The sequence below is a fragment of the Rhodococcus sp. NKCM2511 genome, assembly GCF_014905595.1.
GTDB classification, from domain to species: domain Bacteria; phylum Actinomycetota; class Actinomycetes; order Mycobacteriales; family Mycobacteriaceae; genus Rhodococcoides; species Rhodococcoides fascians.
The window spans coordinates 3,369,189-3,395,873 of the sequence record NZ_BNHJ02000001.1 but is presented as its reverse complement, the minus strand read 5'-3'; the positions used below and the strand labels follow the sequence as shown (position 1 = coordinate 3,395,873).

30 protein-coding genes are annotated in these 26,685 nt (G+C 64.0%); 19 read left to right on the top strand and 11 right to left on the bottom strand.

Going from position 1 to position 26,685, the window contains the following annotated elements:
- Nucleotides 1–8 precede the first annotated feature (8 nt).
- Nucleotides 9–698 carry a DUF998 domain-containing protein gene (locus JLZ96_RS15870; RefSeq protein WP_236254016.1) on the top strand — a complete coding sequence of 230 codons (690 nt, stop codon included), beginning with the start codon at nucleotides 9–11 and terminating at the stop codon, nucleotides 696–698.
- Nucleotides 674–1,159 (top strand): GAF domain-containing protein, encoded by a 486-nt coding sequence (locus JLZ96_RS15865; protein ID WP_201010548.1) that lies wholly within the window; start codon nucleotides 674–676, stop codon nucleotides 1,157–1,159. Before JLZ96_RS15870 ends, JLZ96_RS15865 begins: the two co-directional genes overlap by 25 nt.
- On the opposite strand, the gene dhaL is transcribed toward JLZ96_RS15865, so the two are convergent.
- On the bottom strand, nucleotides 1,143–2,801 hold the full coding sequence (dhaL, locus tag JLZ96_RS15860) for a dihydroxyacetone kinase subunit DhaL (RefSeq protein WP_201010547.1): 1,659 nt from the start codon (nucleotides 2,799–2,801) through the stop codon (nucleotides 1,143–1,145). The genes JLZ96_RS15865 and dhaL overlap by 17 nt on opposite strands.
- Nucleotides 2,802–2,871: 70 nt before the next feature.
- Between dhaL and JLZ96_RS15855 the strand changes: the two genes are divergently transcribed.
- Together JLZ96_RS15855 and JLZ96_RS15850 are read left to right on the top strand one after the other, a co-directional pair.
- Nucleotides 2,872–3,423 (top strand): YceI family protein, encoded by a 552-nt coding sequence (locus tag JLZ96_RS15855; protein WP_201010546.1) that lies wholly within the window; start codon nucleotides 2,872–2,874, stop codon nucleotides 3,421–3,423.
- A gap of 38 nt (nucleotides 3,424–3,461) precedes the next feature.
- Complete coding sequence (locus JLZ96_RS15850; protein ID WP_230592852.1) at nucleotides 3,462–4,190, top strand: SIMPL domain-containing protein; 729 nt, start codon at nucleotides 3,462–3,464, stop codon at nucleotides 4,188–4,190.
- A gap of 114 nt (nucleotides 4,191–4,304) precedes the next feature.
- On the opposite strand, the gene JLZ96_RS15845 is transcribed toward JLZ96_RS15850, so the two are convergent.
- From JLZ96_RS15845 to JLZ96_RS15825, 5 genes are all read right to left on the bottom strand, one after another.
- Nucleotides 4,305–5,414 carry a CaiB/BaiF CoA-transferase family protein gene (locus tag JLZ96_RS15845; RefSeq protein ID WP_201010545.1) on the bottom strand — a complete coding sequence of 370 codons (1,110 nt, stop codon included), beginning with the start codon at nucleotides 5,412–5,414 and terminating at the stop codon, nucleotides 4,305–4,307.
- A gap of 31 nt (nucleotides 5,415–5,445) precedes the next feature.
- Complete coding sequence (locus JLZ96_RS15840) at nucleotides 5,446–6,087, bottom strand: TetR/AcrR family transcriptional regulator (protein WP_032368661.1); 642 nt, start codon at nucleotides 6,085–6,087, stop codon at nucleotides 5,446–5,448.
- A gap of 51 nt (nucleotides 6,088–6,138) precedes the next feature.
- A complete protein-coding gene (locus JLZ96_RS15835) occupies nucleotides 6,139–7,560 on the bottom strand; it encodes a lipase family protein (RefSeq protein ID WP_230072851.1) in 1,422 nt (473 codons plus the stop codon).
- 202 nt (nucleotides 7,561–7,762) lie between these two features.
- Nucleotides 7,763–8,644: a dioxygenase gene (locus JLZ96_RS15830; RefSeq protein WP_201010544.1), complete on the bottom strand. Its 882-nt coding sequence runs from the start codon at nucleotides 8,642–8,644 to the stop codon at nucleotides 7,763–7,765.
- A gap of 196 nt (nucleotides 8,645–8,840) precedes the next feature.
- Nucleotides 8,841–9,251: a hypothetical protein gene (locus JLZ96_RS15825; protein ID WP_201010543.1), complete on the bottom strand. Its 411-nt coding sequence runs from the start codon at nucleotides 9,249–9,251 to the stop codon at nucleotides 8,841–8,843.
- 127 nt (nucleotides 9,252–9,378) lie between these two features.
- On the opposite strand from JLZ96_RS15825, the gene JLZ96_RS15820 reads away from it, so the two are divergent.
- The gene (locus JLZ96_RS15820) at nucleotides 9,379–9,777 is read left to right on the top strand and encodes a GAF domain-containing protein (protein ID WP_201010542.1); all 399 of its coding nucleotides are present in this window, start codon (nucleotides 9,379–9,381) and stop codon (nucleotides 9,775–9,777) included.
- Here the strand turns inward: JLZ96_RS15820 and JLZ96_RS15815 are convergent.
- Nucleotides 9,749–9,958, bottom strand: a complete 210-nt coding sequence (locus tag JLZ96_RS15815) for a hypothetical protein (protein WP_063216212.1) — start codon at nucleotides 9,956–9,958, stop codon at nucleotides 9,749–9,751. The genes JLZ96_RS15820 and JLZ96_RS15815 overlap by 29 nt on opposite strands.
- 93 nt (nucleotides 9,959–10,051) lie before the next feature.
- Between JLZ96_RS15815 and JLZ96_RS15810 the strand changes: the two genes are divergently transcribed.
- The 4 genes from JLZ96_RS15810 (at nucleotide 10,052) to fahA (ending at nucleotide 13,815) form a co-directional block, all read left to right on the top strand.
- Nucleotides 10,052–10,579, top strand: a complete 528-nt coding sequence (locus JLZ96_RS15810; RefSeq protein WP_032384151.1) for a MarR family winged helix-turn-helix transcriptional regulator — start codon at nucleotides 10,052–10,054, stop codon at nucleotides 10,577–10,579.
- Nucleotides 10,580–10,650: 71 nt separating this feature from the next.
- Entirely contained in the window at nucleotides 10,651–11,844 is a 1,194-nt protein-coding gene (locus JLZ96_RS15805) for a homogentisate 1,2-dioxygenase (protein ID WP_201010541.1), read from the top strand.
- The gene (locus tag JLZ96_RS15800) at nucleotides 11,811–12,629 is read left to right on the top strand and encodes a hypothetical protein (RefSeq protein ID WP_236254014.1); all 819 of its coding nucleotides are present in this window, start codon (nucleotides 11,811–11,813) and stop codon (nucleotides 12,627–12,629) included. Before JLZ96_RS15805 ends, JLZ96_RS15800 begins: the two co-directional genes overlap by 34 nt.
- 19 nt (nucleotides 12,630–12,648) lie before the next feature.
- Nucleotides 12,649–13,815 carry a fumarylacetoacetase gene (fahA, locus tag JLZ96_RS15795; RefSeq protein ID WP_201010540.1) on the top strand — a complete coding sequence of 389 codons (1,167 nt, stop codon included), beginning with the start codon at nucleotides 12,649–12,651 and terminating at the stop codon, nucleotides 13,813–13,815.
- 6 nt (nucleotides 13,816–13,821) lie between these two features.
- On the opposite strand, the gene JLZ96_RS15790 is transcribed toward fahA, so the two are convergent.
- Nucleotides 13,822–14,334 (bottom strand): Lrp/AsnC family transcriptional regulator, encoded by a 513-nt coding sequence (locus JLZ96_RS15790; protein ID WP_027494634.1) that lies wholly within the window; start codon nucleotides 14,332–14,334, stop codon nucleotides 13,822–13,824.
- Nucleotides 14,335–14,496: 162 nt separating this feature from the next.
- On the opposite strand from JLZ96_RS15790, the gene hppD reads away from it, so the two are divergent.
- A complete protein-coding gene (hppD, locus tag JLZ96_RS15785) occupies nucleotides 14,497–15,702 on the top strand; it encodes a 4-hydroxyphenylpyruvate dioxygenase (protein WP_048316976.1) in 1,206 nt (401 codons plus the stop codon).
- 28 nt (nucleotides 15,703–15,730) lie between these two features.
- On the opposite strand, the gene JLZ96_RS15780 is transcribed toward hppD, so the two are convergent.
- A complete protein-coding gene (locus JLZ96_RS15780) occupies nucleotides 15,731–16,216 on the bottom strand; it encodes an Lrp/AsnC family transcriptional regulator (protein ID WP_032368670.1) in 486 nt (161 codons plus the stop codon).
- A gap of 158 nt (nucleotides 16,217–16,374) precedes the next feature.
- Here JLZ96_RS15780 and pdhA point away from each other — a divergent pair, with 158 nt between their 5' ends.
- The 8 genes from pdhA to JLZ96_RS15740 all read left to right on the top strand — a co-directional run bounded on the left by pdhA (nucleotide 16,375) and on the right by JLZ96_RS15740 (nucleotide 23,944).
- A complete protein-coding gene (gene pdhA / locus JLZ96_RS15775) occupies nucleotides 16,375–17,490 on the top strand; it encodes a pyruvate dehydrogenase (acetyl-transferring) E1 component subunit alpha (protein WP_027494637.1) in 1,116 nt (371 codons plus the stop codon).
- On the top strand, nucleotides 17,487–18,491 hold the full coding sequence (locus tag JLZ96_RS15770) for an alpha-ketoacid dehydrogenase subunit beta (RefSeq protein ID WP_201010539.1): 1,005 nt from the start codon (nucleotides 17,487–17,489) through the stop codon (nucleotides 18,489–18,491). The genes pdhA and JLZ96_RS15770 overlap by 4 nt, the downstream gene beginning before the upstream one ends.
- On the top strand, nucleotides 18,488–19,744 hold the full coding sequence (locus JLZ96_RS15765) for a dihydrolipoamide acetyltransferase family protein (protein WP_201010538.1): 1,257 nt from the start codon (nucleotides 18,488–18,490) through the stop codon (nucleotides 19,742–19,744). Before JLZ96_RS15770 ends, JLZ96_RS15765 begins: the two co-directional genes overlap by 4 nt.
- The gene (lpdA, locus tag JLZ96_RS15760; RefSeq protein WP_201010537.1) at nucleotides 19,741–21,108 is read left to right on the top strand and encodes a dihydrolipoyl dehydrogenase; all 1,368 of its coding nucleotides are present in this window, start codon (nucleotides 19,741–19,743) and stop codon (nucleotides 21,106–21,108) included. The genes JLZ96_RS15765 and lpdA overlap by 4 nt, the downstream gene beginning before the upstream one ends.
- A 103-nt stretch (nucleotides 21,109–21,211) precedes the next feature.
- A complete protein-coding gene (locus tag JLZ96_RS15755; RefSeq protein WP_032385920.1) occupies nucleotides 21,212–22,090 on the top strand; it encodes a LysR family transcriptional regulator in 879 nt (292 codons plus the stop codon).
- Nucleotides 22,091–22,356: 266 nt separating this feature from the next.
- A complete protein-coding gene (locus JLZ96_RS15750) occupies nucleotides 22,357–23,148 on the top strand; it encodes a zinc-binding dehydrogenase (RefSeq protein WP_162247510.1) in 792 nt (263 codons plus the stop codon).
- 101 nt (nucleotides 23,149–23,249) lie between these two features.
- Complete coding sequence (locus JLZ96_RS15745) at nucleotides 23,250–23,654, top strand: VOC family protein (protein ID WP_032384163.1); 405 nt, start codon at nucleotides 23,250–23,252, stop codon at nucleotides 23,652–23,654.
- Nucleotides 23,651–23,944 carry a helix-turn-helix domain-containing protein gene (locus tag JLZ96_RS15740; protein WP_032384164.1) on the top strand — a complete coding sequence of 98 codons (294 nt, stop codon included), beginning with the start codon at nucleotides 23,651–23,653 and terminating at the stop codon, nucleotides 23,942–23,944. Before JLZ96_RS15745 ends, JLZ96_RS15740 begins: the two co-directional genes overlap by 4 nt.
- A 63-nt stretch (nucleotides 23,945–24,007) precedes the next feature.
- Here JLZ96_RS15740 and JLZ96_RS15735 read toward each other — a convergent pair whose 3' ends face one another.
- Nucleotides 24,008–24,253, bottom strand: coding sequence for a DUF1059 domain-containing protein (locus tag JLZ96_RS15735; protein WP_032384165.1), 246 nt, complete (start codon nucleotides 24,251–24,253; stop codon nucleotides 24,008–24,010).
- An 84-nt stretch (nucleotides 24,254–24,337) separates the two neighbouring features.
- Between JLZ96_RS15735 and JLZ96_RS15730 the strand changes: the two genes are divergently transcribed.
- Complete coding sequence (locus JLZ96_RS15730) at nucleotides 24,338–25,186, top strand: sigma-70 family RNA polymerase sigma factor (RefSeq protein WP_032384253.1); 849 nt, start codon at nucleotides 24,338–24,340, stop codon at nucleotides 25,184–25,186.
- Between the two features lie 99 nt (nucleotides 25,187–25,285).
- Here the strand turns inward: JLZ96_RS15730 and JLZ96_RS15725 are convergent, their stop codons facing one another.
- Nucleotides 25,286–26,587, bottom strand: coding sequence for an MFS transporter (locus JLZ96_RS15725; protein ID WP_027494645.1), 1,302 nt, complete (start codon nucleotides 26,585–26,587; stop codon nucleotides 25,286–25,288).
- Nucleotides 26,588–26,685: the final 98 nt, after the last annotated feature.

Sequence of the window (26,685 nt, the reverse complement as noted above, 5' to 3'; positions counted from 1 at the left end):
CTTGGTCGGTGCGCTCGAAAACCGAAGGTGTGGATATCCGCCGAGTAATCGCGGTGGTGTTTCTGATCCTCGCCGGGGTGCTGTACTCCGCGTGGGTGGCCGAATTCTTCCTCGACACCGGGCTCGACCCGGCCCGGTCGTTCCTCAGCGAACTCGATGCCCGCGATCAGCCGTACCGCGAATTCTTCTCCACCGCAGACGTGGTCACGGGTTCGCTGATGATCCTCGCCGCCGTGCTCGGTTTCCTCGTCAGCCCTCGCCGACGGCTCATCGTCACCGGCTGGGTGGCGTCGGGCATCTTCGGTATCGCCACCATCGCCGACGCGAAACTGCCACTCGAGTGTGTGGCCGCCGATGATCCGAGCTGTCCGATCGAGCCCAGCGGGTTGTTCCCACAGCTTCATCATCTTCACGCTCTGACGAGCACCATCGCGGTGTTCGCGATTTTCACGGTCATGATCGCGTTCACGCTCGCCGCATTCCGCTATCGGGCCTATCCCCTGCTTCGGACGCTCGGTGTCGCGGTGCTGGCCATCACGGCCCTGGCCACGGCGTGGCTGATGATCGCCGACAACCTTCCTGGCGATCACGGCCTCGGCATCGCTCAGCGGGTGCAGGTGGGCGGGATGTCGGCGTATCTGGTGGTGCTGGGGTGTGCGCTTAGACTCGGCGCATGTCCTTCACCGCGACAGCACTGAACGGGTCCAAGGCAGAGCAGTACCAGCAGCTCGCCGAGCAGGCCAGGGGCCTCGTCTACGAGGAATCCAACCTGATCGCCAACGCCGCCAATCTTTCCGCGTTGGTCTATCACGCTCTGCCCGAGGTCAATTGGGTCGGCTTCTACCTGTTCGACGGCACCGAACTGGTAGTCGGTCCGTTCCAGGGCCAGCCTGCCTGTGTTCGTATCGCGCTGAGCAAAGGGGTCTGCGGCGCTGCCGCGACCACCCGCGAGACACAACGAGTGGCCGACGTTCATGCCTTCCCCGGCCACATCGCGTGCGATGCGAACACTCGCTCCGAGGTCGTCGTTCCGCTGTACCAGGGCGAGAAACTGATCGGTGTATTCGATCTGGACAGCCCGATACCCGATCGCTTCGACGCCGGCGATCAGGCCGGCCTCGAAGCGATCGCGGCGGTGTTCCTCAGCTCGCTGGAGTAGAGCCTGCTGCCGCCTCGAAGAACCAGGCCATGACCAACGCACCGGGGTCGACGACGCCTCGCGCGGCCTCACCGACATAGCTGGCACGGCCCCGGTTGGCTGTGATGTCCTTGGTCGATTCGGCTCCGGTCTTCGCGGCGTCGGCGGCATCCTGCAGGGTGCCGCCGTCCTTCTCGAGCGCGTCGACAGCCGGGGCAATGGCGTCGATCATCGTCTTGTCGCCCACGCGGGCTCCACCGAGTTCGGTGATGCTGTCCAGTCCGGCCCGCGCGGCCGCTGCGACAGCCGCGGCAGATGGCTCGGATTCGAGCATCGTTCGGTAGAACTGGCGGAACCAGATACCGAACAGTGCACCGGACGTACCGCCAGCGTGGCCGAGGTAGGCCTCGCTCACGGCTTCGAATACCGTTGCTGCCGAATAGGTTTCCTTGATCGCGTCAAGGTCGAGTTGTTCCAGTGCGGCCACCATGTTGGTACCGAAGTCGCCGTCACCCGCCTTACGATCCAACTCGGTCAGAGCGGGCTCCTCGTCGAGTACCCGCTGGGCCCACGACCCGATCCACTCCGAGACGAATGCCGACTTCTCTCCGGTGTCGGACGGCGAGAACGTCGGCCCGAATGCGCCGCGCTCGCCCACCGGTTTCGCGCCTTGGCTCTGCGCGTTGGGCCAACCGGGCGCATCGGTGGGGGCGTCCCAGAGTTCGAGCATCTCGTCGTCGGCGCGCACCAGAGTGATGGACGCTCCGCCCATGTTGAGCGCGGTGACAAAACTTCCGACGAGTGAGCGGGTTATCTCGATGCCCTTACCCGCGAGGTACTCCGAGAGTTCCCCGAACAGCAGATGCAATTCGAGCGGGTGCGTTGCGCCGAGCCCGTTGACGATGGCGATCACCGATTCGCCGGAGTTCAATCCGAGCGAGCTCACGATGGGCTCGGTCAGCTTCTCGACGACCTCCTGAGCAGGAAGCCGGGGCACCCGGTCGGTGCCACGCTCGCCGTGGATACCGATGCCGAGTTCGATTTCCTCCTTGGGCAATTCGAACGACGGGCCGTCGGCACCCGGTAGCGTCGGCGGGTTCAGTGCGACCGCCATGCTGCGTGCGTTCTCCGCTGTTCGACGCCCCAGCGCGACCACCGCCTGCAGGCTGTCGCCGCGTTCTGCCGCTGCGCCGCACACCTTTTCGACGACGATGGTCGCGGCAGTGCCACGGCGACCCGGGCCGTCCTCGCTCTCGCTGGCCACGTCGTCGTCGACGAGAACGACATCGGCTGCAATACCGTCTTCCTGCAACAACTCTCGGGCGATCTTGAAGTTCATCACGTCGCCGGTGTAGTTCTTCACGATGTGCACCACTCCGCCGCCGGAGTCCACGGCCTTGGATGCCTCGTGTACTTGGAGGGCGTTCGGTGACGTGAACACCAGGCCGGGGCACGCGCCGGTGAGCATGCCGCGACCGATGAATCCGGCATGCATCGGCTCGTGGCCCGATCCGCCACCGGACAGCAGCGCGACTTGACCATCGGAGATGCGGTAGCGACGGGTCAGGAACCCGGGATCGGCGTGCCAGGTGACGTCGTCGGTGGCGGCCACGAAGCCGCGGAGGGCGTCGGCGACGAATGTTCGAGGAGAATTGGAGAACATTCCTTCACACTAAGCCTCCATTGTCGGCTTCGGTGAGCTGCCGGGCCGCCGCGCGTCTACAGTCGCGAAGATGACCACCGAGACCTGGGCTTTCGACGCATCGGACGGCGGGCAGTTGGCTGTTAGGACGGATGTCACCGGGAGGGCATCCAAGATGGGGCATCGACTCACGATTGCGGTGACCTCCTGGACCGCGACGGTCGAGTGGTCCGGGGACGCGCCCACCGCGGTGTCACTGACCGCCGAGGTCGGCTCACTCGAGGTGATCCACGGCGAGGGCGGACTGACACCGCTGATCGGGCCGGAGAAGATCGTCGCAAAAGCCAACGCACTCAAGACCTTCGACGCCAACCGGTACCCGACAATTCGATTTCGTTCGGAGGAGATCACTGCCGTTGCCTCCGGATTTCGCTTGACGGGTACCGCCGAGATACACGGTGTCTCGAAGGAGATCACCGTGGACGTGGACGTCACCGACTCCGGCGACAGATGGCAGATCGGTTCCGAAACTACTGTGCGTCAAACGGATTACAAGATCACGCCGTATTCGCAGATGTTCGGAGCTATGAAGGTGGCAGACGAGGTGACCGTGACGTTCGACGCCGAGTATCGCAAGCCCTGAGCCTTCCCAATTCACCTGCAATGGTGGACACTACGGCGGTGAACCGAAATCGATGGACGATCGGATCGTGCGCATCGGCCCTGGTGTTGGCCGTGGCCCTGACCGCAGGCTGCAGCAGTCCGGCGACCACGTCCCCGGACGGACCTCCCGGAGTGAACGTCAACGGAGTGGGCGAAGTCCAGGGTGCACCGGACACGTTGACGACCCAGATCGGCGTTCAGGCCACAGCCGAGGACGTCACTGCCGCCATCGAACAGGCCAATGCTGCGGTTACCGAGGTGACCGACGCAGTGATTGCTGCCGGCGTCGCACGCGAGGATATTCAGACGCAGCAGGTGTCGATCGATCCGCAGTACTCCGGAGCACTGCCGGGCGGCACCTCGGCCATCTCCGGATATCAGGCCACCAACACGTTGCAGGTCACGGTGCGCGACCTGTCGAAGGCGTCTGCAGTCCTGGGCGACGCCACCTCCGCCGGTGGCAACGCGACCCGAATCTCCGGGGTCTCGTTCAAGATCGACGACGATTCCGAGCTGATCACCGATGCCCGGTCCAGGGCGTTCGCCGACGCCCGCGATCGCGCCGAGCAGTATGCGTCGCTCGCAGGCGGCGAACTCGGTGACGTTCTGTCGATCACCGAGTCGATCACCGGTCAGGAGCAGCCGACGAGCTTTCGCGACTCCGCTTCGTTCGACACGGCAGTGCCCATCGAACCGGGACAGCAGACCGTCAGCGTGTCTGTGTCGGTGAAGTGGGCGCTGAACTAGCGCAGCGAGTTACTGCCGCTGCAACTATTGCTCCACTGAAGAGGTTGCACACCGGGGATTCGCCGACTCGAGCCCGGGAGTGGAGCACAAGTTGCAGGACCACCACGCGCGGGCTCAGCCGGCCGGCGGAGGTGGCAGCCGGTAGTTCACCGGGGTCGCCGAGAAATCCACCGGATTTCGGACGCCCTCGGCCACTGCCCCGGGAACCTCGATGCGTGGTTCGAGACCCAACGATTCCGCGAACGCGAATGCCTCCTCGATCGAGTTGACCGGCCCGGCGGGAACGTTGCGGGCCATCAGCTCTCGATACCACTCGTCCGCAGTACGCGTCTGCAACGCCGAGTTCAAGACGTCGACCAACTGATCTCGATGTTCGACGCGAGCAGAATTGGACGAGAAGCGTTGATCCGCAGCCAGATCCGGGGTACCCAGCACGTCGACCAACGCCTGGAACTGCCGATCGTTGCCCACGGCCAACGCGAGCGGTCGATCGGCGGTCTCGAACACCTCGTACGGCACCAACGACGGATGCTTGTTGCCCATCGGAACCGGCACGGTGCCCGCCCCGAGATATGCCGCCGACTGATTGCTGAGTGCGGACAGTACCGACGCCATCAGCGAGGTGTGTACCTGCTGACCCGCACCGGTGTTCGATCGATGATGCAGTGCGGCAAGGATTCCGCTCAGCGCATGCAGACCGGTGACGATATCGACCATCGCCACGCCCACTTTCGTCGGTGTGGATGCGTCGGGGCCGGTGACGCTCATCAGCCCGCCGACGGCTTGGACCACCAGATCGTATCCAGGAAGAGCAGCACCACCGCCGGTACCGAAGCCGGTGATCGAGCAGTAGATCAGGCCAGGGTTCGTCTGCGCGACAGCCGAATAGCCGAGACCGAGCCGGTCCATGGTTCCGGCGCGGAAGTTCTCGATCACAACATCTGCGCCCGCGACGATCTCACGGGCCTCGGCCACACCGCTCTCGGACTGCAGGTCGATGAACCGAGACGTCTTGTTTCGATTGACCGAGTTGAAATACGTTGCAGTACCGGCAGAATCGTACGGCGGACCCCATAATCGGGTATCGTCGCCGCTGCCGGGCCGCTCGATCTTGATCACGTCCGCGCCCATGTCGCCGAGCATCATCGTCGCGTACGGTCCGGCGAGCACACGAGAGAAGTCCGCGACCACGAGGCCTGCGAGCGGACCGGTGGCGTCTGTCATCGGTCCACTGTATTGCGCGGCCGGCTGCAGTTCAGTTCAGGTCCGGAACGAACGCTGCCAGGACGGCAACCATCGTGTCCACGATCTGCTCGATGGGTGGGCGAGGCGGAGCAGTGCGGGACCAGTCGGAGACGATCTCGGTGAGCGCACCGAGGAATGCCGTTGCGGCCAAGCGGTATCCACCCGGGGGAACGAAATCGGAACCGACTTCCGAGCGCAGGGTGTTCTCGAAGAACTCCACCCACTGCGCACGACGGCGCGTCCGATGCTGTTCGACGGCATCGCTGACACCCAGCATCTCCAGATAGGAGATGCGCGCCCGACGTGGGTCACCACCGATCGACCCGACCAGGGCCGTCATCGCTGCGACGACCAGAGAGCGACGGTCGCGGTCGACCTGCTCGTCGAGTGCGGCGACGACGGCGGCCAGCGCGTCGTCTTGGATCAGGTCGTAGACGTCCACGAGCAGCGCCTCACGGTTGGCGAACTCACTGTAGAACTGACTGCGTGCGAGGCCGGCCGCGGCGCAGATGTCCGCCACCGAGGTGGCGGCGTATCCGCGTCCCCCGATGACCTCGATAGCGGCGTGCAAGAACCGGGCTCGACGATCGGCTTTCCGAACAGCGGAGGATCGTCCGGCGTAGATGCGGCCCTGATCATCGGCGACAGTCACCGAGGGAGTCTACAGGCGACGCACCGCTCGCAGCCCCGCTGATGGGTTCCATCACGACCCGATCGGCTTCCCGAACAATCCGGCGATTATCTCGCCGACGGCCGCGACGAACGTCGGGTGTGCACGCGTGTCGAGCGCCATCGAGCCGACATCGTTCGTCCGGCAACCCGGTTCCACCGGAACACCGGCAAATCGGTCGCGCATCCACAACACCGCACTCGGAAAGGCGATCAGCTCCAGGCTGATGTGTTCACTGAAATGATCGCGGGTGTACGTGACGTCGGCACCCGGACGACTGCAGTACGACTCGACCATCGCGTTGACCGGCCCGATCGGCACCAGCCAGTCCGGGTTGGAATGGTAGACGTAGAGCGGCATGTTCGGAGTGGTGCGGCCGAGCTGCATCGCAGACAGGGCCTTCTTCACCACCGGTTGCTGGATCGGGTCGCCGTCGGTGTGCAGCAAGCCTTTCAGGTTGACGAACGGCAGCAGCGCCGACGAGTAGCCGACACAGAGGTTGTCCTTGGCCGCGAACAACGTCCTACCGAACGGGTCGACGTGTCCGTCGATGAAGGCGGCCAACTCGGGACTCTCGCGGCTGGCACCGATGATGCCGGCTGCCACGATGCCCGATCCCAGGGTGTTGTTCGCGTTGTCGACCAATGCCCCGAGTTCGGCCGGGGTGCCGCCCTCGGTGACTCCGACGATATCGAGCTCAGGGGCGTAGTTTTCGGCCAGTTCTGCTGCGTGCCCGGTGGCGATCGCGCCACCGGAGTAGCCGCTCATCCCCACCTTGGTGGCCTCCCCGGCCAACTGCATCGGCGCGAAATTCTCGGCAGCTCGGATGCCGTCGAGTGTGATCCGGCCGGCGACCGGCCCGGCGGCGAACGAATTGTTCGGGCCTTGATGATCGGGTACCGACACCGCCCATCCTTGCGCCAACGCTGCCTGCACTTCGAGGAATTGAGCGCCCGACGTCACCGCGCCGGTCACCGGCCAGGGGATGGCACCCGCTCGCATCGCGTACGACGGAGCGCAGTAGGCCGCGAGAGAATCCTCGGCCACCTGGATGGAGATCAACGGACGCGGTGCCGCAGGCACTCCCCGCGGCTTGATGACCGTGGTCACGGCGGCGATCGGCTCGTCGCGCCCGTTGTTGGACCGGAACGACAACTGCCACGCGTCGACCTGCGTGGGAATGACGTTGAGAGTAGCCAGCTCGACGGGCCGTGCGGCGATGATCTGGCCCGGCGCGGCCGCTGCCACCACGTCGGCGGGAGGAAGGTAGAAGTCGGTGTCGAACTCGGGAATCTTCGGCCACGTGAGCGGCGGCAGAGGCGGCTGAACCTCCACACCGGCCGGACCGCTGGATTCGGGTGCAGCGGAAGCGGGGCTGGTCGTAGCGGCAACGGCGGCGGCTACGGTCGCCACACCGATCGCTACCCGCAGCGTCCAAGATCGGGCAGAAGACACGGCTGTACTCCTTCGCGCCGGACAACGGGGTCCACGGGACGCGCGCCCGGCGACATTTCGTACAGCGCATCCGACAATCTTGGACACCGATGTCCGAGATGGTGCTCAGAACTGTAGAGCGAAGTGGCGTGGATAACAATCCCCGAACCGAAAAAGATTCAGAACTGAATCGAGCCCAATTGCACGGAGTAGTTCCCGTTCGTCACGCGACGGCGAAAGACCGCTTCGCCAAACCGAACTGGAAGCCGGTGATAGCCGTCGTCACCGGAGCTTCCGGATTCTCGGCGGCACCGAGGGTGACGAACAACGGCGTGAAATGTTCGACGGTGGGGTGCGCGTACGGCATTCCCGGTGCGGCACTGCGGAAGTCGGCGAGAGTCCCGACGTCACCGCGAGACAAGGCGTCGGCAGCCCAGAGGTCGAAGTCCTCGGACCACGTCGGCACGGTGTTCGTAGCGAAATTCTCCCGGGACAGGAACGGCAGTCCGTGGGTCATGAACCCGGAACCGATGACCAACACACCCTCGGCCCGAAGTTCCTTCAGCGCAGCGCCTATCGCCATCAGCCGATCGGGCGCGTGCGTCGGCAGGCTCAATTGCAGAACCGGGACATCGGCATAGGGATACATGACCTTCAGCGGGACCCAGGCACCGTGATCGAGTCCGCGCGCGGTGTGCCGATGCAGGTTCTCCGACGCCGGAATGGCCGCGGCCACCCGTGCAGCCAGCGCCTGAGCGTCGGGAGTCCGGTATTCCATCGAGTAGTAACGCTGCGCAAATCCACCGAAGTCGTAGACGAGTGGTGTCGCCGCAGCCGTCGCGGACAGGCTCAACGGGGCCTCTTCCCAGTGCGCGCTGACGATCAGGATCGCCTTCGGCTTGGGCATCGACTGCGACCAGGTGAAGAGCTCGTTCATCCAGAGCGCGTCGTCGAACACCGGGGGTGCACCGTGACTGATGTACAGCGCGGGCATCGGCCCGTCGTGTGGGGTCCACATCTGCTGCGACCGGCTCGCGGGTGCTGCGTCGGCGAGAAACGCATCGAATGCGGCACCCGCGATCGGCGGGTTGACGACAGATGTCATGATCGGTCCTTCGAGTGCTCAAGTTGAACCTTCAACTTACCACTCGAGTCCAATCAGGACAACATCGGACCAGCCGGTCTGGACCGAACCACACTGTGGGTGACCTCAGCGCCCACTATTAGTGCTGAAATACCTTTTCCCGTTTGTGAGAGCGAATTGTGGACGCTCACGTCAGGGCTCCACGCCGAGGACACGGCTACTCCACGACGACGCGGCCACCACCGGGAAGGTTGGGCGTGTCCGTCGTGATCGTGAGATCGACACGGCCCGCACCGGTAGCGAGAGTGATCGGCTCGGTCGATATCCCACCCGCCGAACCGGATCGGCCGTTGTCGATGTTCGTCCACACCACGGTCACCGGAACCGGCAGCAGGCCGACCGCTGACGAGCCCATGTCACCCGCACCAGAAATCTTGCTCACTGTCGTCACCGTGACCTTCCCTGCCTCGATCACCGTCGCCGTTGCCTCGACCGGCCCCGACCCGAAACTGACGCCGTGTTGCAAGAAGACGAATGCCTGTACCGGCCTGAGCTCCGTGGTGGTTGCGGCCGACGCGATGCCCGCCGACCCCAGCGTCAGGGCTCCCGCCACCAATGGTGCCGCCACGAGGCGAAGGACTCTATTTCTCGAAAACACGATGCTCCCCATTTCGTCGAATTCGTCCGCTGTTCGAGAACATCCTGCAACGGACCAAGCGGTATGTAGTCCCCCCTCGGGTCCTAGGCTCGGCTGTATGCCGGATGTCTATCGCGCCCCGATGCCGAATGGCGTCGAGCGTGCCCTCACCTACGGACTCTGCGGCATGTCGGCAAACGACGAACGCTCGCTACGACGGATCGAGCGTTTCGAGCAGGTCGCGGACGGATCTTTCGTCTGGACGCGAACCGAGCACGGCGAGTACTTCCTCGGCCGAATTACCGGCCCACTGCGGGAAGATCACAGCGCCGACGCGGTGGCGTCGAACCTGACCTTCGTCCGTGACTGCGAGTGGATCGGCGAGCCTGTTCCCGAACACGAGGTACCCGCCGCGACGCTACGCACATTCGCGCGCGGAGGACGAAACTTTCAGCAGACACACGACCCGAAGGTCGGTGCAGAGTCGGCTACTGTGTGGCGAGCGCGAGGTCGCTGACCTGCGGATCGACCTGTACGACGGAGTAGCCCTGGATCTCGAACTTGTTCTCCCCCTCGGGCGGTCCGAGCACGGCGCGGACGATCAGGGTCGCGGCGGCAGCGACGAGTGCGATCACGATGACCACTGCTGCCACGATCAGCAGGGTGCGGGGGCCACCGAACAGGTTCTTCGAGCTCATGGGTCCATCATGGCCCCTCCTCGGTGGGACACGAATCTCGCTGCGTGAGTAGTAAAGGTGTTGATCAGATGAGTTCGTGGCTACAGTGAATCCGTGACCGACGCACCCGAGCCCGATTTCTGGTCGTTCATCGACACCGCCAACACCACACTGGCCCGGGAGTACGGGTTCGAGCATCAGCTGGCCACCGAGGTTCTGCTGACACTGAACCGAGCGTCGAACATCGTCACGTACGACCTCGAGTCGACGGTTCATCGCCCGCGAGGCTGGTCGTGGTCATCGTTTCGGCTGATGTTCGTCACGTGGCTGGCCGGCCCGATCGAGCCACGACGAGCAGCCGAATTGACCGGCATGAGCCGCGCCGCCGTGTCGAACCTGTCCAAGACACTCATCTCCGGCGGCCTGCTCGCCAGCACGCCCGACGAGAAGGACGGACGTTCGGTGCGCCTCGCCCTGACCGCACTGGGGCACGACGAGATGGTCGAGGCGTTCGCCGAACAGAACGAACGGGAGAACGCATGGGCCAGCGCGCTCACCGAACCCGAACAGCGAATCCTGGTGATGCTGTTGACCAAACTGATCACCAACCGCAGCCAGTTCGACGTACGGGGGCGCAACTGAAGGTTGCGTAGATCACGTGAAAGTAGTTAATGTCTTTACTACAAGCGGTGACAAAACTCAGGAGAGAGCACGTGGCCTACTACCGGCAGCTCGGATCGGTTCCGCCGAAGCGGCACACCCAGCACCGAAGTCCCGACGGCAACCTCTATTACGAGGAGCTGATGGGCGAAGAGGGCTTCTCCTCGGACTCGTCTCTGCTGTACCACCGCCACATACCGTCGGCCATCGTCGATGCCACGGTGTGGGACCTGCCCGATCAATCGACGACGCCCAACCATCCGCTCGTGCCGCGGCACCTGAAGTTGCACGAGCTATTTCCCGAATCCACGGTGGCGGACACCGACGTCGTCACCGGCCGACGCCTCGTTCTCGGCAACGCCGACGTCAGACTGTCCTACGTCGTCGCATCGAAAACTTCACCGCTGTATCGCAATTCGATCGGTGACGAGATGGTCTACGTCGAATCCGGTTCTGCCACCGTCGAAACGGTGTTCGGTACTCTCCAGGCGCAGCAGGGTGACTACGTCCTCATTCCGCGCGCGACGACGCACCGTTGGATTCCCGACGGCACCCTGCGCGCCTACGCCATCGAGGCCAACAGTCACATCGCGCCACCGAAGCGGTTCCTGTCGAAGTACGGCCAGTTGCTCGAGAACGCTCCCTACTGCGAACGCGATCTGCACGGCCCCACCGAGCCTCTACTCGCCGACGGCAGCGACGTGGAAGTGCTTGTCAAACATCGTGGTTCGACGGGAATCATCGGAACCCGATACGTGTATCCGCAGCACCCGTTCGACGTGGTCGGTTGGGACGGCTGCCTGTACCCGTATACGTTCAACATCTCCGACTACGAACCGATCACCGGCCGTGTGCATCAACCGCCGCCTGCGCATCAGGCATTCGAGGGGGCCAACTTCGTGATCTGTAATTTCGTTCCGCGCAAGGTCGACTACCACCCGCTGGCAATTCCGGTGCCGTACTACCACTCCAACGTCGACTCCGACGAGATCATGTTTTACGTCGGCGGCGACTACGAGGCCCGCAAGGGTTCCGGAATCGGCCAGGGATCGATCTCGGTGCATCCGGGCGGTCATGCTCACGGTCCGCAACCCGGTGCATACGAACGCAGTATCGGTGCCGAGTTCTTCGACGAACTGGCCGTCATGGTCGATACCTTCCGCCCCCTCGAACTCGGTGAAGGAGCGCTCGCGGTCGAGGACACCGGGTACGCATGGACGTGGGCAGGCCGGGGGCCGAACCGATGATCCCGAAGTTCTTCCATCGCCTGTGCGACGACGCCGCTGTCTTTCCTCCCGGTAATACACCACTCGATGTTGCTGCAGCACAACATCTCGAGTACCGGGCGAGTTCTTTCGCAGACCTCGTCGGACCGTTGGTCGTTCCGATGGACCGGGTGAACGAGCTCGTCCTGGCCGCTCGGATGGAGGTCGCGTTGACCGCACCTGCAGGCCCGGGCAGCGTGGAGGCAGGCCTACGCGCCGCCGACCGCACCGCCGGGGTCACGGTCGTTGCCGTCGAAGTGGCCGTACCCGAGGGCACGAACATCGACGCCTTGCGCAACATCACTCAGGACATCGACATCTACGTCGAAATCCCCCGAGACTCCCGACGAGACGACATCTTCGACGCAGTCGACGAGTTCGGGTATCGAGCCAAATTCAGGACCGGCGGCGTCACGGCCGACGAGTACCCGGACGAGCGGGAGCTTGCCGCGTCCATCTACGAGGCGGCACAACGCGAGGTCCACTTCAAAGCCACCGCGGGTCTGCACCATGCCGCCCGTAACACCGATCCCCACAACGGTTTCGAGCAACACGGTTTCCTCAACGTGATCCTCGCCGCGCAGGCCGCACACAGCGGCGCACGCGTCGGTGAGCTCGAGAAGATCCTGGCGATCCGGGACGCCGACGTCCTCGCCGGTCTCGTCGCCGGGATCGAGGGTCAACGCGCCTTCGCATCTTTCGGCACCTGCAGCATCCGCGAACCCCTGGACGACCTGGTCCGCCTCGGACTCGTCCCACCTCAGTGAACCAAGGAGCGCGCCGTTCATGACGCACATCGACATCCCCGCCGACTCCGAGTTCGGAATCGACAACCTGCCTTACGGCATTTTCAGTACTCCTGGTTCGGACGCTCGAGTCGGAGTCCGGTACGGCGACAATGTGATCGATCTTTCTGCCGCTCTGAACGATTCGGTTTTCGCCTCCCCCAGCCTCAATGCTTTCATGGCGCGCGGCCGCAGTCGGTGGGTCGAGGTCCGCGAGTCCGTCACCGCCATGATCGTCAGTGGCACGACCCCCGCGGAAGCGATCGTCTCGGTTTCCGACGTCACGATGCACCTGCCGTTCGAAGTTGCGGACTACGTGGACTTCTACGCGTCCGAGCACCACGCGTCCAATCTCGGCCGACTCTTTCGTCCCGATGCCGAACCGCTACTACCGAATTGGAAGCACCTGCCCGTCGCGTATCACGGACGGGCCGGAACGGTGGTCGTGTCCGGCACCGACATCACCCGGCCTCGTGGTCAACGTAAGGCACCCGACGAGCACTCGCCCACCTTCGGCCCGAGTCGGCGACTGGACATCGAAGCCGAGATGGGATTCGTCATCGGCGTTCCGGCGGATGGCCCCATCTCGCCGGATCAGTTCTCCGAGCACGTGTTCGGTGTCGTCATCGTCAACGACTGGTCGGCTCGCGACATCCAAGCCTGGGAGTACGTACCGCTGGGGCCGAACCTCGGCAAGAGTTTCGCGACGTCCATCTCGCCCTGGGTGGTGCCCCTGCTCGCTCTGGAGCAGGCACGAACCTCGACACCGGTGCAGGATCCCGAGCCGCTCGAACATCTCCGCGAATCTCGTTCTTGGGCTTTGGACATCGACCTGACGGTCGCGTGGAACGGTCACGTCGTATCCCGTCCGCCGTACAGTTCGATGTACTGGTCGCCTGCCCAGATGCTGGCGCACGAGACCAGCAACGGTGCCACGTCCCGAACCGGTGATCTGTTCGCCTCGGGCACCATCTCGGGACCCGAGAAGAATCAGCGCGGTGCCTTCATCGAACTCACCTGGGGTGGTAAGGAACCCGTGTCACTCGGCGCGGAGACCCGGACCTTCCTCGAAGACGGCGACGAGGTCGTCATCGCCGCCAGCGCTCCGGGGCCGAACGGGTGTCGTATCGGGTTCGGCGACGTCCGTGGCCGGATCGTTCCGGCCTGAGGCCCGTCACTCGTGCGCCCGTCGGTATGCGGGGGCTCTGGGGGTTCGATCGGACTCGGCGCTGTTGAGCAACGGCAGTGCCCGGAACTCGACCAATTGCGAGAGTACGACAACACTGGTCGACCGCGCGATCGTGCGAGATTGATTGAGCGCGATCAACGTACGCTGCAGATCGTCATGAGACGCCGCGGCGACCCGGCACAACACATCGCCGACGCCGGTTGTCGCGAATGCCTCCAACACTCCGGGTATCTGCTCCAGGACGGCGACGACGTCACCGAGTGCACCCTGGGCAATCTCCAATGTGACGAACGCCTGCACGCCGTAACCGGCTGCTGCCAAACCGATTCGAGGCTGATAGCCGGTGATGACACCGCTGTCCTCCAATCGCTGCAGGCGGGCCGACACAGTCGCACGTGCAACACCGAGCGTTCGCGACAGCTCGAGCACGCCGATCCGCGAATTGTCGTGCAGCGCAGCGAGCATCGCCCGGTCCAATTCGTCCAACGTCGATTCCATGACGCACCTCCACTTTGCTATACGAATCGTATAGCAAAGTGCGGAACAAACTGCCCTATCTGCACAGCACGGACAGCTATTCAGGCGTCGATTGACTCCTCTGCACCGCGATGTTGGGCTGGGCGGAACAGTGTGCCTCACTCGGACCAACCAGGAGCTTTCATGAGCCTCGACAACATCCTCAACGACGACGAGAAGCTCGCCGATCTCGACGCCGATCAGCTGCGGCAGCTCGTCGGACTCGTGGAGTACGACGACAAGCGAGATCCCTTTCCCGTCAGTGGCTGGGACGCCATCGTGTGGGTGGTCGGGAATGCGACGCAGACCGCGCACTTCTTCCAGTCCGCGTTCGGCATGGAGCTCGTTGCGTACTCGGGCCCGACGACCGGCCAACGCGACCACCACGCCTACGTACTCAAGTCGGGCGCAGTGCGCTTCGTCATCAAGGGAGCCGTCGACCCCGACAGCGAACTGGTCGCACACCACACGCGCCACGGCGACGGCGTCGTCGACATCGCGCTGGCCGTGCCGGACGTGGACCGGTGCATCGAACATGCGCGAGCCCAGGGCGCGCGCGTACTACAAGAACCGACCGACATGTCCGACGAGCACGGCACGGTCCGCACCGCGGCCATCGCGACCTACGGCGACACCCGACACACGCTCGTCGACCGATCCCGCTACACCGGCACCTACCTCCCCGGTTATGTGCCACGCACGTCGACGTTGCAGCGACCGGAGGGCGCTCCCAAGCGCATCTTCCAGGCTCTCGATCACGTGGTCGGCAATGTCGAGCTCGGCAAGATGGACGAGTGGGTCGACTTCTACCACCGCGTCATGGGCTTCACGAACATGGCCGAGTTCGTCGGGGCCGACATCGCCACCGATTACTCGGCCTTGATGAGCAAGGTCGTCTCCAACGGCAACCACCGAGTGAAGTTCCCGCTGAACGAGCCGGCCATCGCGAAGAAGCGCTCACAGATCGACGAGTACCTGGATTTCTACCGCGGCCCGGGCGCACAGCATCTGGCGCTGGCGACCAACGACATCCTGTCTTCGGTCGATGCGCTCCGCGCGGCGGGCGTCGAATTTCTCGCCACTCCTGATTCGTACTACGAGGATCCCGCACTGCGAGCCCGTATCGGTAAGGTCCGAGTGCCGATCGAAGAGTTGCAGAAGCGCGGAATTCTCGTCGACCGAGACGAGGACGGGTACCTACTGCAGATCTTCACCAAGCCGCTGGTCGATCGCCCGACGGTGTTCTTCGAGATGATCGAACGCCACGGCTCGCTCGGCTTCGGCATCGGCAACTTCAAGGCACTGTTCGAGGCCATCGAACGTGAGCAGGACGCTCGCGGCAACTTCTGACCCGTACCCCGAACGACGCCGCCCACTGTCAGCGTTCGGTGGGCGGCGCAGTTCGTCCCAGACCACCTCGGTCCTCGTCGAAGATCAACCACGTGCGCGTCGCCCGGACGCCGTCGAGCGATTGCAGGCCCTCCAGCACGACTTGCCGCAGGCTCTCGTTGTCGGGAGTCCTGATGAGTACCAGCACGTCGAAATCCCCTCCGAGCAAACTGAAGTGGTCGACGAATTCCATCGACCGCAACCCCTCGGACACACTGCGCCACGAATCCTGACGGATCGACAACGCGATGAACGCCGAGGTCCCTAGCCCGGACGCCCCGTGATCCACCTGCACGGTGAACCGTTCGATGACACCCGCATCCTTGAGCCTGTCCACCCGTGTATAGGTATGTGCCCGAGAGAGATTCAATCGATCGGCCAGCACCCGCATCGAGACCCGCCCGTCGGCAGTCAGCTCGGCGAGGATGCGACGATCCGTGTCGTCCAATTCCACACGTCTCGAGACGTCGTCCATTCGTCCGCTCCTACCTGGTGGTTCGCTACGCCGATCCGACAGATAGTCAGTTCGTACCTGAAATGTCGGCAATATGTCTGCAATCCTACGACCATAGGACTTCTTCCTCACCGATTCGGCCAGAATCACCGTACAAGCCGATCTCAGGAGAATGCCCCATGACGACCGTCGAGAAGGTTCCGGCAACGTCCTACCAACAGTTCATGCCTGCCGACCGTCCCGTGCAGTACCTCGCACCCGATGGGACGGGCGTGGACAGTGCCGCCCGCTACGCACACCCGTCGAACGAGCGCCTGCTCGAGATGTACCGCTCGATGGTGCACGGTCGCCGATTCGACCAGCAGGCAACAGCATTGACCAAACAGGGTCGGCTTGCGGTCTACCCGTCCTCCCGCGGCCAGGAGGCCTGCCAGATCGCCGCAGCCCTGTGCCTGGGTGAGCAGGACTGGATGTTCCCGACGTACCGTGACTCGATGGCTCTCGCGGCGCGAGGCGTCGACCAGGTGGAGCTGCTCGGCATGCTCGCCGGTTACTGGCACTGCGGATACGATCCCACCGCCTACAAGGTCGCTCCCCAATGCACACCTCTGGCAACACAATTGCTGCACGCGACCGGTTTCGCCTACGCCGAGGCCAAGCAGGGACGAGACACCATCGCCCTCGCGTTCTGCGGTGACGGCGCGACCAGTGAAGGCGACTTCCACGAGGCCCTCAACTTTGCCGCGGTGTTCCGCGCACCGGTGATTTTCCTGGTGCAGAACAACGGATTCGCCATCAGCGTTCCACTCGCGCGTCAGACTGCAGCTCCGTCGTTGTCGCACAAGGGCGTCGGCTACGGCATCGGCAGCGAGCAGGTCGACGGCAACGACCCGATCGCGATGATGGCCGTGATGGACGAGGCCGTGAAGTACGTCCGAGCAGGCAAGGGACCGGTGGTCGTCGAGGCGCACACCTACCGCATGGACGCACACACGAACGCCGACGACGCCACTCGCTACCGCAAGGCAGACGAGGTGCAAGGGTGGTTGGCCCGAGATCCGCTCTCGCGCCTCGATTCCTACCTCGAAGCCCAGGGTCTGCTCACCGACGAGCTGCGCGAACAGATGACGGTATCCGCCGACGCCGATGCCGCGGCACTTCGCGCGGGCATGAACGTCGAGCAGGACGTCGACCCCGAGGATCTGTTCCGGTTCGTCTACTCCTCCCCCACCCCCGGCCTGATCGAACAGCGAAATCAGGTCGCCGCCGAGATCGCAGCAGGAGAACTGTCATGACCACGATGACCATGGCCGGAGCCCTCAACGCCGCCCTGCGCGACGCGTTGACCGAGGACGAGAAGGTCGTTGTCTTCGGCGAGGATGTCGGCACGCTCGGCGGCGTCTTTCGCGTCACCGACGGACTGACCCGAGACTTCGGTGACGATCGTTGCTTCGACACCCCGCTCGCGGAGTCCGGCATCGTCGGATTCGCGATCGGCATGGCGATGTCGGGCTACAAGCCCGTCGTCGAGATGCAGTTCGACGCCTTTGCCTACCCGGCTTTCGAGCAGATCGTGTCCCATGTTGCAAAGCTGCGCAACAGAACTCGCGGATCACTCACCGCGCCGATGGTCATCCGCATTCCATTCGCGGGCGGCATCGGCGGCGTCGAACATCACTGCGACTCGTCCGAGGCCTACTACGCGCACACCCCGGGCCTGAAAGTCGTCTCCCCGTCCACCGTCGCCGACGCGTACTCGCTGATGCGTGACGCCATCGTAGATCCCGATCCGGTGATCTTCCTCGAACCGAAGCGGCTGTACTTCTCCAAGGACGACATCGAGCTGGCGAAGACCGAGCCGATCGGCACCGCCGTCGTGCGTCGTGCCGGTACCGACGTCACTCTGCTCGCGTACGGCCCCACCGTCTCGGTTGCCATGCAGGCAGCAGAGTTCGCGTCCGAGGACGGCCGGAGCGTCGAGGTGATCGATCTGCGGTCGCTCAATCCGTTCGACGACGAGACCGTTGCCGCATCGGTACGGAAGACCGGACGCTGCATCGTGATTCAGGAAGCACAGGGCTTTTCCGGCGTAGCCGCGGAAATCGCCTCACGAGTATCCGAGCGCTGCTTCCATCACCTGCACGCTCCGGTACTACGAGTGACCGGACTCGACATTCCCTACCCGGCACCGAAACTCGAGCACTTCCACCTGCCGTCCGCCGACCGCGTGCTCGACGCGATGGACCGACTGCAGTGGAACGACGCGCCCGACCTCAGCAAGGCGGTCACGGTATGAGCATGCAGGTATTCCTGCTCCCCGACCTCGGTGAAGGACTGACCGAGGCCGAGATCGTCGAGTGGAAGGTCAAGCCCGGCGATACCGTCACCATCGATCAGGTCGTCGTCGAAGTAGAGACGGCAAAAGCGTCCGTCGAGGTGCCCTGCCCCTTCGAGGGCGTTGTCGACGAACTGCATGCGGCCGAGGGCACCTCACTCGCCGTCGGCGCGCCGCTCATCAGCATCACCGGCGGTGCCGTCGCCGATACGCCTGCAGCCCACGAGCGATACCGCGAAGAAGAACGCGCCGGCTCAGGAAATGTGCTGATCGGCTACGGAACCGGCCACGGCCCCACCGGCCGGCGAAAAAGAGCTTCGCACGTGAGTGGAAACTCGACCCAGACTACGAATTTCCACTCACATGCACCGAAGGTGCTCTCCCCCATCGTTCGGAGCATGGCACTGCAGGGTGGGCTGGATCTGGCGTCTATCGATACAGCCGGCGGCCACGGCGTCATCACCCGCGCGGACGTCGAGCGAGCCTTGGCCGGTTCGCCCGTTGCTTCCTCGTCGGAGGGCGTCACTCGGATCCCGATCACCGGGATCCGTAAGGCCATCGCAGACAAACTCTCTCGCAGTCGTGCGGAGATCCCCGAGGCGACCGTATGGGTCGACGTCGACGCGACGGCTCTGCTGCAAGCCCGACGTGACCTCGACGCCTCCATCGACGGCGTGAAGGTGACGCTGCTAGCGGTGCTGGCAAAGCTGACGATGATCGCGCTGTCCAAGTTCCCCGAGCTCAACAGCACGGTCGATACTGCGGCGGGCGAGATTCTGCGCTACGAGAACGTCGGACTCGGCATTGCCGCGCAGACCGATCGCGGACTCATGGTTCCTGTTGTGCCGCAGGCCGACAAAGCCGATCTGAAGGAGCTCTCCGAGCGGTTGGCCGAGCTGACCGAGCTCGCGCGAACCGGCTCCCTGCCCGCAGCTCGACTGAGCGGCGGAACGTTCACCCTCAACAACTACGGAGTGTTCGGGGTCGACGGCTCGGCCGCGATCATCAACCATCCCGAAGCCGCGATCCTGGGCATCGGACGCATCATCGACCGCCCGTGGGTGGTCGACGGCCAATTGGCCGTCCGCAAGGTTGCGCAGCTGTCATTGGCGTTCGATCACCGCGTGTGCGACGGCGGAGTGGCCGGCGGTTTCTTGCGCACCGTGGCCGATTTCGTCGAAAACCCCGTCGTGGCATTGGGATCCGTCCGATGAGTGACGTCGATGTTCTCATCCTCGGTGGCGGATCCGGCGGGTACTCCTGCGCCCTGAGGGCTGAGCAACTCGGCCTGACGGTCGCACTGATCGAGGAGGACAAGCTCGGCGGCACTTGCCTCCATCGCGGGTGCATCCCCACCAAGGCTCTGCTGCACACGGCGGAGGTTGCCGATGCGGTCCGCGGTGCGGCGCATGTCGGCGTCACGGCATCGTTGACGGGTGTAGATATGCCTGCGGCACTGGAGTACCAGCGCAGCGTGGTCGCCGGCCTGTACTCCGGACTCAAGGGCTTGTTGAAGCGTCCGAACATCGAGATCGTCTCGGGCCGTGGTCAGGTGGTCGGTCCTCGCACCGTTGAGGTGGAGGGTCGACGCATCACCGGGGCTTCACTGGTTCTCGCCACCGGGTCGTATTCGCGCACCATCCCCGGTATCGAAGTGGGACCTCGCGTGCTCACCAGCGACGGTGCCTTGGCGCTCGACCGAGTACCGGAGTCCGTCGTCGTACTGGGCGGCGGAGTCATCGGTATCGAATTCGCCAGCATCTGGGCCTCTTTCGGTGCCAAGGTCACCGTCGTCGAGGCCCTCGATCGCATCGTTCCGGGTGAGGACGAATGGTCCTCGAAGCATCTCGCCAAGGCTCTGCGCAAGCGCGGCATCGACATTCGTACCGGCACCAAAGTCGAGACAGTCACCGAGTCGTCCGACGACGTCGCGGTGGCGCTGTCCTCCGGCGACACCCTCTCGGCGGATCTCGTGCTCGTCTCCGTCGGACGCGGCCCCCGCACCGATGGCCTCGGGCTGGCCGAGCAAGGCATCGCCACCGAACGCGGCTTCGTCTCTGTCGACGACAATCTGCTCACCACCGCGGACGGCGTCTATGCCGTCGGCGACATCGTGGCGGGCTATCAGTTGGCTCACCGCGGATTCCAGCACGGCATGTTCGTCGCCGAACACATTGCCGGACTCGCGCCGGCACGTATCGACGGCGATCTCGTTCCGCGCGTGACCTATTCGCATCCGGAGGTCGCGTCGGTCGGTCTCACAGAGAAGGCCGCGGAGCAGAAGTACGGCACCGTGACCTCGGTGGTCTACGACCTCGGCGGCAACGGCAAGAGCCGCATCCTCGCCACCGCGGGCGGAGTCAAGGTGATTCGCGCACGCGAGGACGGCCCTGTTGTGGGTGTCCATCTCGTCGGTGACCGCGTGGGCGAATTGATAGGTGAGGCGCAACTCGCGGTGGCATGGGAAGCGTTGCCGTCCGAGGTCGGCAGCTTCGTGCACGCCCACCCCACGCAGAACGAAGCACTCGGTGAGGCAATGATGGCGCTGTCGGGTAGGCCGTTGCATGCGCACAGCTGAGCATTGGTAGTGATGTCTCTCCATCCGGCGGACGAGCGGTTCACACTGGATACTGATCGGTAGGTTCTATGAACGCGGGGTCCGAGCAGGGGGCGCTTTCGACATGGAGATCAAGCAGCTCAGGTACTTTCTAGTGGTCGCCGAAGAACTGCATTTCGCCCGTTCGGCGGAGCGACTGCACGTGGTCCAGGCCGTGGTCAGTCAACAGATACGAAGGCTCGAACACGAGCTGGGTCAGCCGCTGTTCGACAGGTCCAAACGTCAGGTGACACTCACCCCCGCCGGGTGCAGGCTGGTCCCAGAGGCTCATGCAGTGCTCGACGCGGTGGCACACGCCGCGGCGACTGTGCAATCTCGCTCCGATGAGCCGGACGGGCCACCACACCTGCGACTGGGAATAGCTGGAGGCTCGGGCACTCGCGTCGATTTGGTGCTGGACCACCTTGGAACTCAGTTTCCCGATCTGCTCGTCACACTGGAAATCGGGCAGGTGTGGGAGCAACTCGACGCTGTTCGTTCGGGAGCACTCGACGCCGCACTTGTTCGCCTGCCCAGGAACGATCACGATCTGGAGATGATTCCGGCGTGGTTCGACCGGATCGTCGTTGCGATTCCCACCCGCCACCCACTGGCTTCCAAACCCGATCTCACGCTATCTGATCTGGCGGACCTTCCGCTGCGTCTGATTCCGTCCGAGCAGAACCCCGCCTTCGCCGCCACCGTGCTCCGTGCTTGTGCGGACGCCGGGTTCGAGCCGGCCACGGGAATTCCATTCCGAGATCTACAAGCGACAGTGCTCGAACTCGGCTCGGGACCACCATCGTGGACAGCTATGTACGAGGGCTCAGCACAAGCGCTGTCGACCGAACGCGTCACCTTCCGGCCCGTGACCGATCCTGGCATGGCCGTGCAGATGTGGCTGGCGGTACGAGAACGGACCACACTCGTCGACGCCCTGGCCGAAGCGTGCGCCCGCATCTGACCTCCGATTGTTTTTCGTGAACGCTGAGTGCACGAATTGCTTCTGGTTCACACCGACGGATCGGCGTTGACTCGTCGTCGTACAGATTCACACCCTTTCGGTGTGACCACACGACGAGATCGGATACGCCGATGTACACGACGATCAATACCCCTGACTCTGATACCCCCGTCCAACGCGTCGAAGCCGAAGATCCGAAGCCGGCCGCCGATGAGGCTCTGGTGCAGATCCATTCGTTCTCAGTCAACCGCGGGGAACTGTCCCTCATGGCCGCGAGGGACCACGGCTGGCGACCCGGCCAGGACATCAGTGGCGTCGTGATCGAGGCGGCCGCAAACGGGAGCGGACCCCAAGCAGGCACACCGATCGTCGGAATGGTCGACGGAGCCGGATGGTCCGAACTCGCGGCCGTGCGCACCGACCGAATGGCAGTCCTCCCGGATACGTTGGGCACCAACATCGCTGCCGCTCTACCGATGGCGGGGCTGACCGCGCTACGCACTGTGCGTATGGGTGGCGACCTCCTGGGACGCAAGGTCCTGATGACCGGCGCCAACGGCGGCGTGGGTCGATTTCAGATCCAATTGGCAAGTGCCGCAGGTGCGTCGGTCACAGCGACCACGACAGCCGGCGAGAACGAAGCCAGCGAACTGATCGAACTCGGAGCAACCGAGGTCACTACTACCCCGTCGGATGCATCAGGTCCCTTCGATCTGATCATCGAATCCGTTGGCGGCACAGTACTCGAAGCGGCACTGTCCGTGCTGGCACCCCGTGGCACGCTGGTCATGATCGGCAACAGTTCTTGCACCAAGGCCGAGCTCGATGTCTTCTCGTTCATGGGTCACGAGGGCGCGACGATCACCAACTACATGTCGTATGCAGTCGAGTACCCCGAACACGAGGACCTCGAATTGCTCGTGAGATTGGCCGCCGACGGCCGTCTCGATCCGACACCCGGGTACTGCGTCGATTGGTCGGAACTCACTCATGTCATCGAACTGATGACACGACGCGAATTGCCCGGCGGAAAAGCTGTATTGACGATTCGCCACTGACACTGCATCACTGATCACCCAGGGGACAGCTCGGTGAAGTGCTGGAACGGTCGGCGAGTTCAGCCCTTGACGCCGCACTTGCATTTTGCAAGCATGAGGGCATGAGCCTGTTCATCACCTGTCCCGTCGAGAACGTCGAGCGCGCAACCGCCTTTTACACAGCCCTCGGCTGGACGCTCAACCCCGAGATGTCCGACCACAACGTGTCGTGCTTCGCCATCACACCGGGGCAGTACGTCATGCTCGGAAGCCGCGAGATGTATGCGAGCGTGGGCGGCACCGAGGAGCTGATCGGCGGACCCGACACCCCATCGAAGGTCACGGTCTCGTTCGACCTCGGTAGCCGCGAGGCGGTCGACGAGCTCACCGAGCGGGCCGGCGCTGCCGGTGGACGCATCGGAGACATCGATGACTACGCCTTCATGTATCAACGTCAGTTCGACGACCTCGACGGCTACCACTACTCACCGTTCTGGATGAAGGCGGACACCGATACGGCCGAATGAGCGACCTCGCCGCTGCCCTCGACATCGTCGGCGCACGGTGGGCACTTCTCATCGTCGAGCGACTGCTCGAGGAACCGCAACGGTACGGCGATCTGCAGCGCGACCTGGGAGTACCGACGAACATGCTCGCTACCCGACTACGCGAACTCGAAGCTGCCGGAGTGTTGACCCGTCTCCCCCTCCGGCACAACACTCGGGCCTACGCCCTGACCGAGAGAGGCCGCGCCTTGCGCGAAGCAATCGCCGCACTCGAGCAATGGGGAAAAGAAGCTGCGCCACAGGTTCGTTGACCTCCTGGAGAGTGCTCACCGCCATGGAGCTGAGACGGTCGAACGGCGCGCCAGCGCTAGGCCCTACCGAACGTCGTCTGCCTGCCGGTCAGCGAACCCCTTCTTCACGTTGTTGTACCAGTCCAAGGACTTCTTCGGGTGGCGCCAGCGGCCCTTCATGTCGTCGCGGGCCGGCACGTGGGAGGCGTCGCCGGCGTGCACCTGGTCCTTCAGATGTCGGTCCTGCGCCTTGATGATCTCGTCGGCACTCTCAGCGCGGTGTGCGAGGTCGCAAGGACCTCCGAGATCCTGGCAAGTCATGGTCTTCATGAAGTGTTCCTCTTCCTCTGGTCACACCGGCCGGTCCGGATGCGTCACAGTGATGACGCACCCGACGAGGAAAGTGTGACCACCATGGTGAGCGACCATCAACTTCGTGACGGCTTCGAGGCCGAACGCCCGCGACTGCAGCGCATCGCCGCACGAATCCTGGGCGACCCGGACGCGGCCCAGGACGTCGTACAGCAGGCGTGGCTGCGGCTGCACGCCACCGAGGAATCCATCGACAACTTGGCGGGATGGCTCACCACGGTGACTTCACGGCTGTGCCTGGACCGGCTGCGGGCGCACACGCCGGTGCCCGCGGACAGCATCGAGGTCGAGGGGACGGCACCCGATCCGGCCGACGACGTCGTCCTCGCCGATGCCGTCGGCATAGCGCTGCAGGTGGTGCTCGAGCGGTTGACACCTGCGGAGCGGGTGGCCTTTGTGCTGCACGACAGTTTCGGTGTCGAGTTCGACCTCATTGCCTCCATGCTGGACACGACCCCGGTCGCAGCGCGCAAGCTGGCCTCTCGCGCCCGCAACAAGGTGCGCCCCGCCACACCAAGAGACGTGCTCGCAGACTGGGAGATCGTGGATGCGTTCATGGCCGCAGCACGCGAGGGTGACTTCGCACGGTTGCTGGAACTGCTCTCTCCCGACGTGGTGGTCTCCGCCGACGCGGCCGCGACCGCGCTCGGCACGCCCAACCGACTGCAAGGCCGCGATGAAGTGGCCGCCTTCTTCAACGGTGCTGCCGCGGCCGCGTTCCCCGTTTTTATCGAGGATCGCCCGGGCGCTGCATGGATTCACCTCGGCGAGATGAAGGTTGCCTTCGACTTCACCGTCGAGGCCGGGCAGGTACGGAGGTTGCAGTTCCGCGCCGCCGGCGACCTGCTGGCCGGGGTACGACGGCGCCAGGGTGGGAACGAGCGAGCATGACTGATTCGCATGGGTCGATCGAGAGAGTGGTGAGTCGGTCTCGTGTCCATACGAAAGCCCCGAAACCACTATCGTTTCGGGGCTGTCGTCGTCGTTGGGTCAGACGTTCAGATCCTCGTCCCTACGGTTCTTGATGCGCGAGGTCGCGATGAACGAGATCGCCGCCAGGATCATCAGGTAGATCGAGATCGACATCGAGGTACCGGTTCCCTTGAACAGTGCCTCGGAGATCGTGGGGACGAAGGCTCCACCGAGCACGGTGCCGATGGCGTAGCCGATGGATGCTCCACTGAATCGGACTGCAGCCGGAAACATCTCGGCGTACAGCGCCGGCTGTGGTCCGTAGGCGAGGCCGAGTCCGACGGCGAAGAGACCGAGGGCCACGTAGATCCACTGCAGCTCACCGGTATCGACGAGCAGGAAGAACGGGATGGCGCACAACACCATCGATGCGTTGCCCAGGTTCATGATGGCGGTCCGGGAGTAGCGGTCGGACAGATACGCACCGAGCAGGGTGAACACACCCCACACGAGAGCCGCGAACAGACTGGCCACCAACACGTCCACACGGGCGAGCCCGTGCTCCCTCGTCGAGTACGCGACGATGAAGCCACCGACGATGATGTAACCGTTGCCGTTGTTGCCGACGAACGACAGCGCGGCCAGCATGACCTGCTTCTTGTTGGTACGCCACAGTGCACGAACGGGAGTGTGGTTGCGCTCCTTGCGTTCTGCGAGCTCCTTGAACACCGGAGTCTCTTCGACGCGGCGTCGGATGTAGAAGCCGACGAGGATCAGCACGAAGCTGATGAGGAACGGGATACGCCAGCCCCAGGCCTCGAACTGCTCTTCGCTGAGCAAACCGGTGCACAGTGCCAACGTTCCCACCGCAATGAGCATGCCGAGAGGAACGCCCATCTGGGTTGCCGCACCGTAGATTCCACGCTTGCCCTTCGGCGCGTGCTCGACGGCCATCAATGCCGCGCCGCCCCATTCGCCGCCGGTCGAGAATCCCTGCAGGATGCGCAACACGATCAGGATGATCGGAGCCCAGATGCCGATGGTCGCGTAGGTGGGCAGCAGTCCCATTCCGACGGTGGCCGCGCCCATGAGGGTGAGGGTCGCGATGAGGACCTTCTTGCGACCGATCTTGTCGCCGAAGTACCCCGCGACGATGGCCCCGAGAGGACGGAACACGAAGCTGATACCGATGGTCACGTAGGCGACCAGCTGTCCGGACGAGCCCATGGGCGCGAAGAACAGCTGAGCGAAGATCAACGACGCGGCCTGCGCGTAGATGAAGAAGTCGTACCACTCGACGGTGGTTCCGACCATGCTGGCCATCGCAGCGCGGCGATGCTCACGCGACACCCCGGTGGGCGTCTCGACCTGTGTTGTCATCGACGATCTCGTTTCGTTCGGGCTCCGGCGCTCGTGAGAGCGAGCGACAGTTCGGAGTGACGTGGGGTATGAACAGCGGCGGATTCAGGTAACCGACG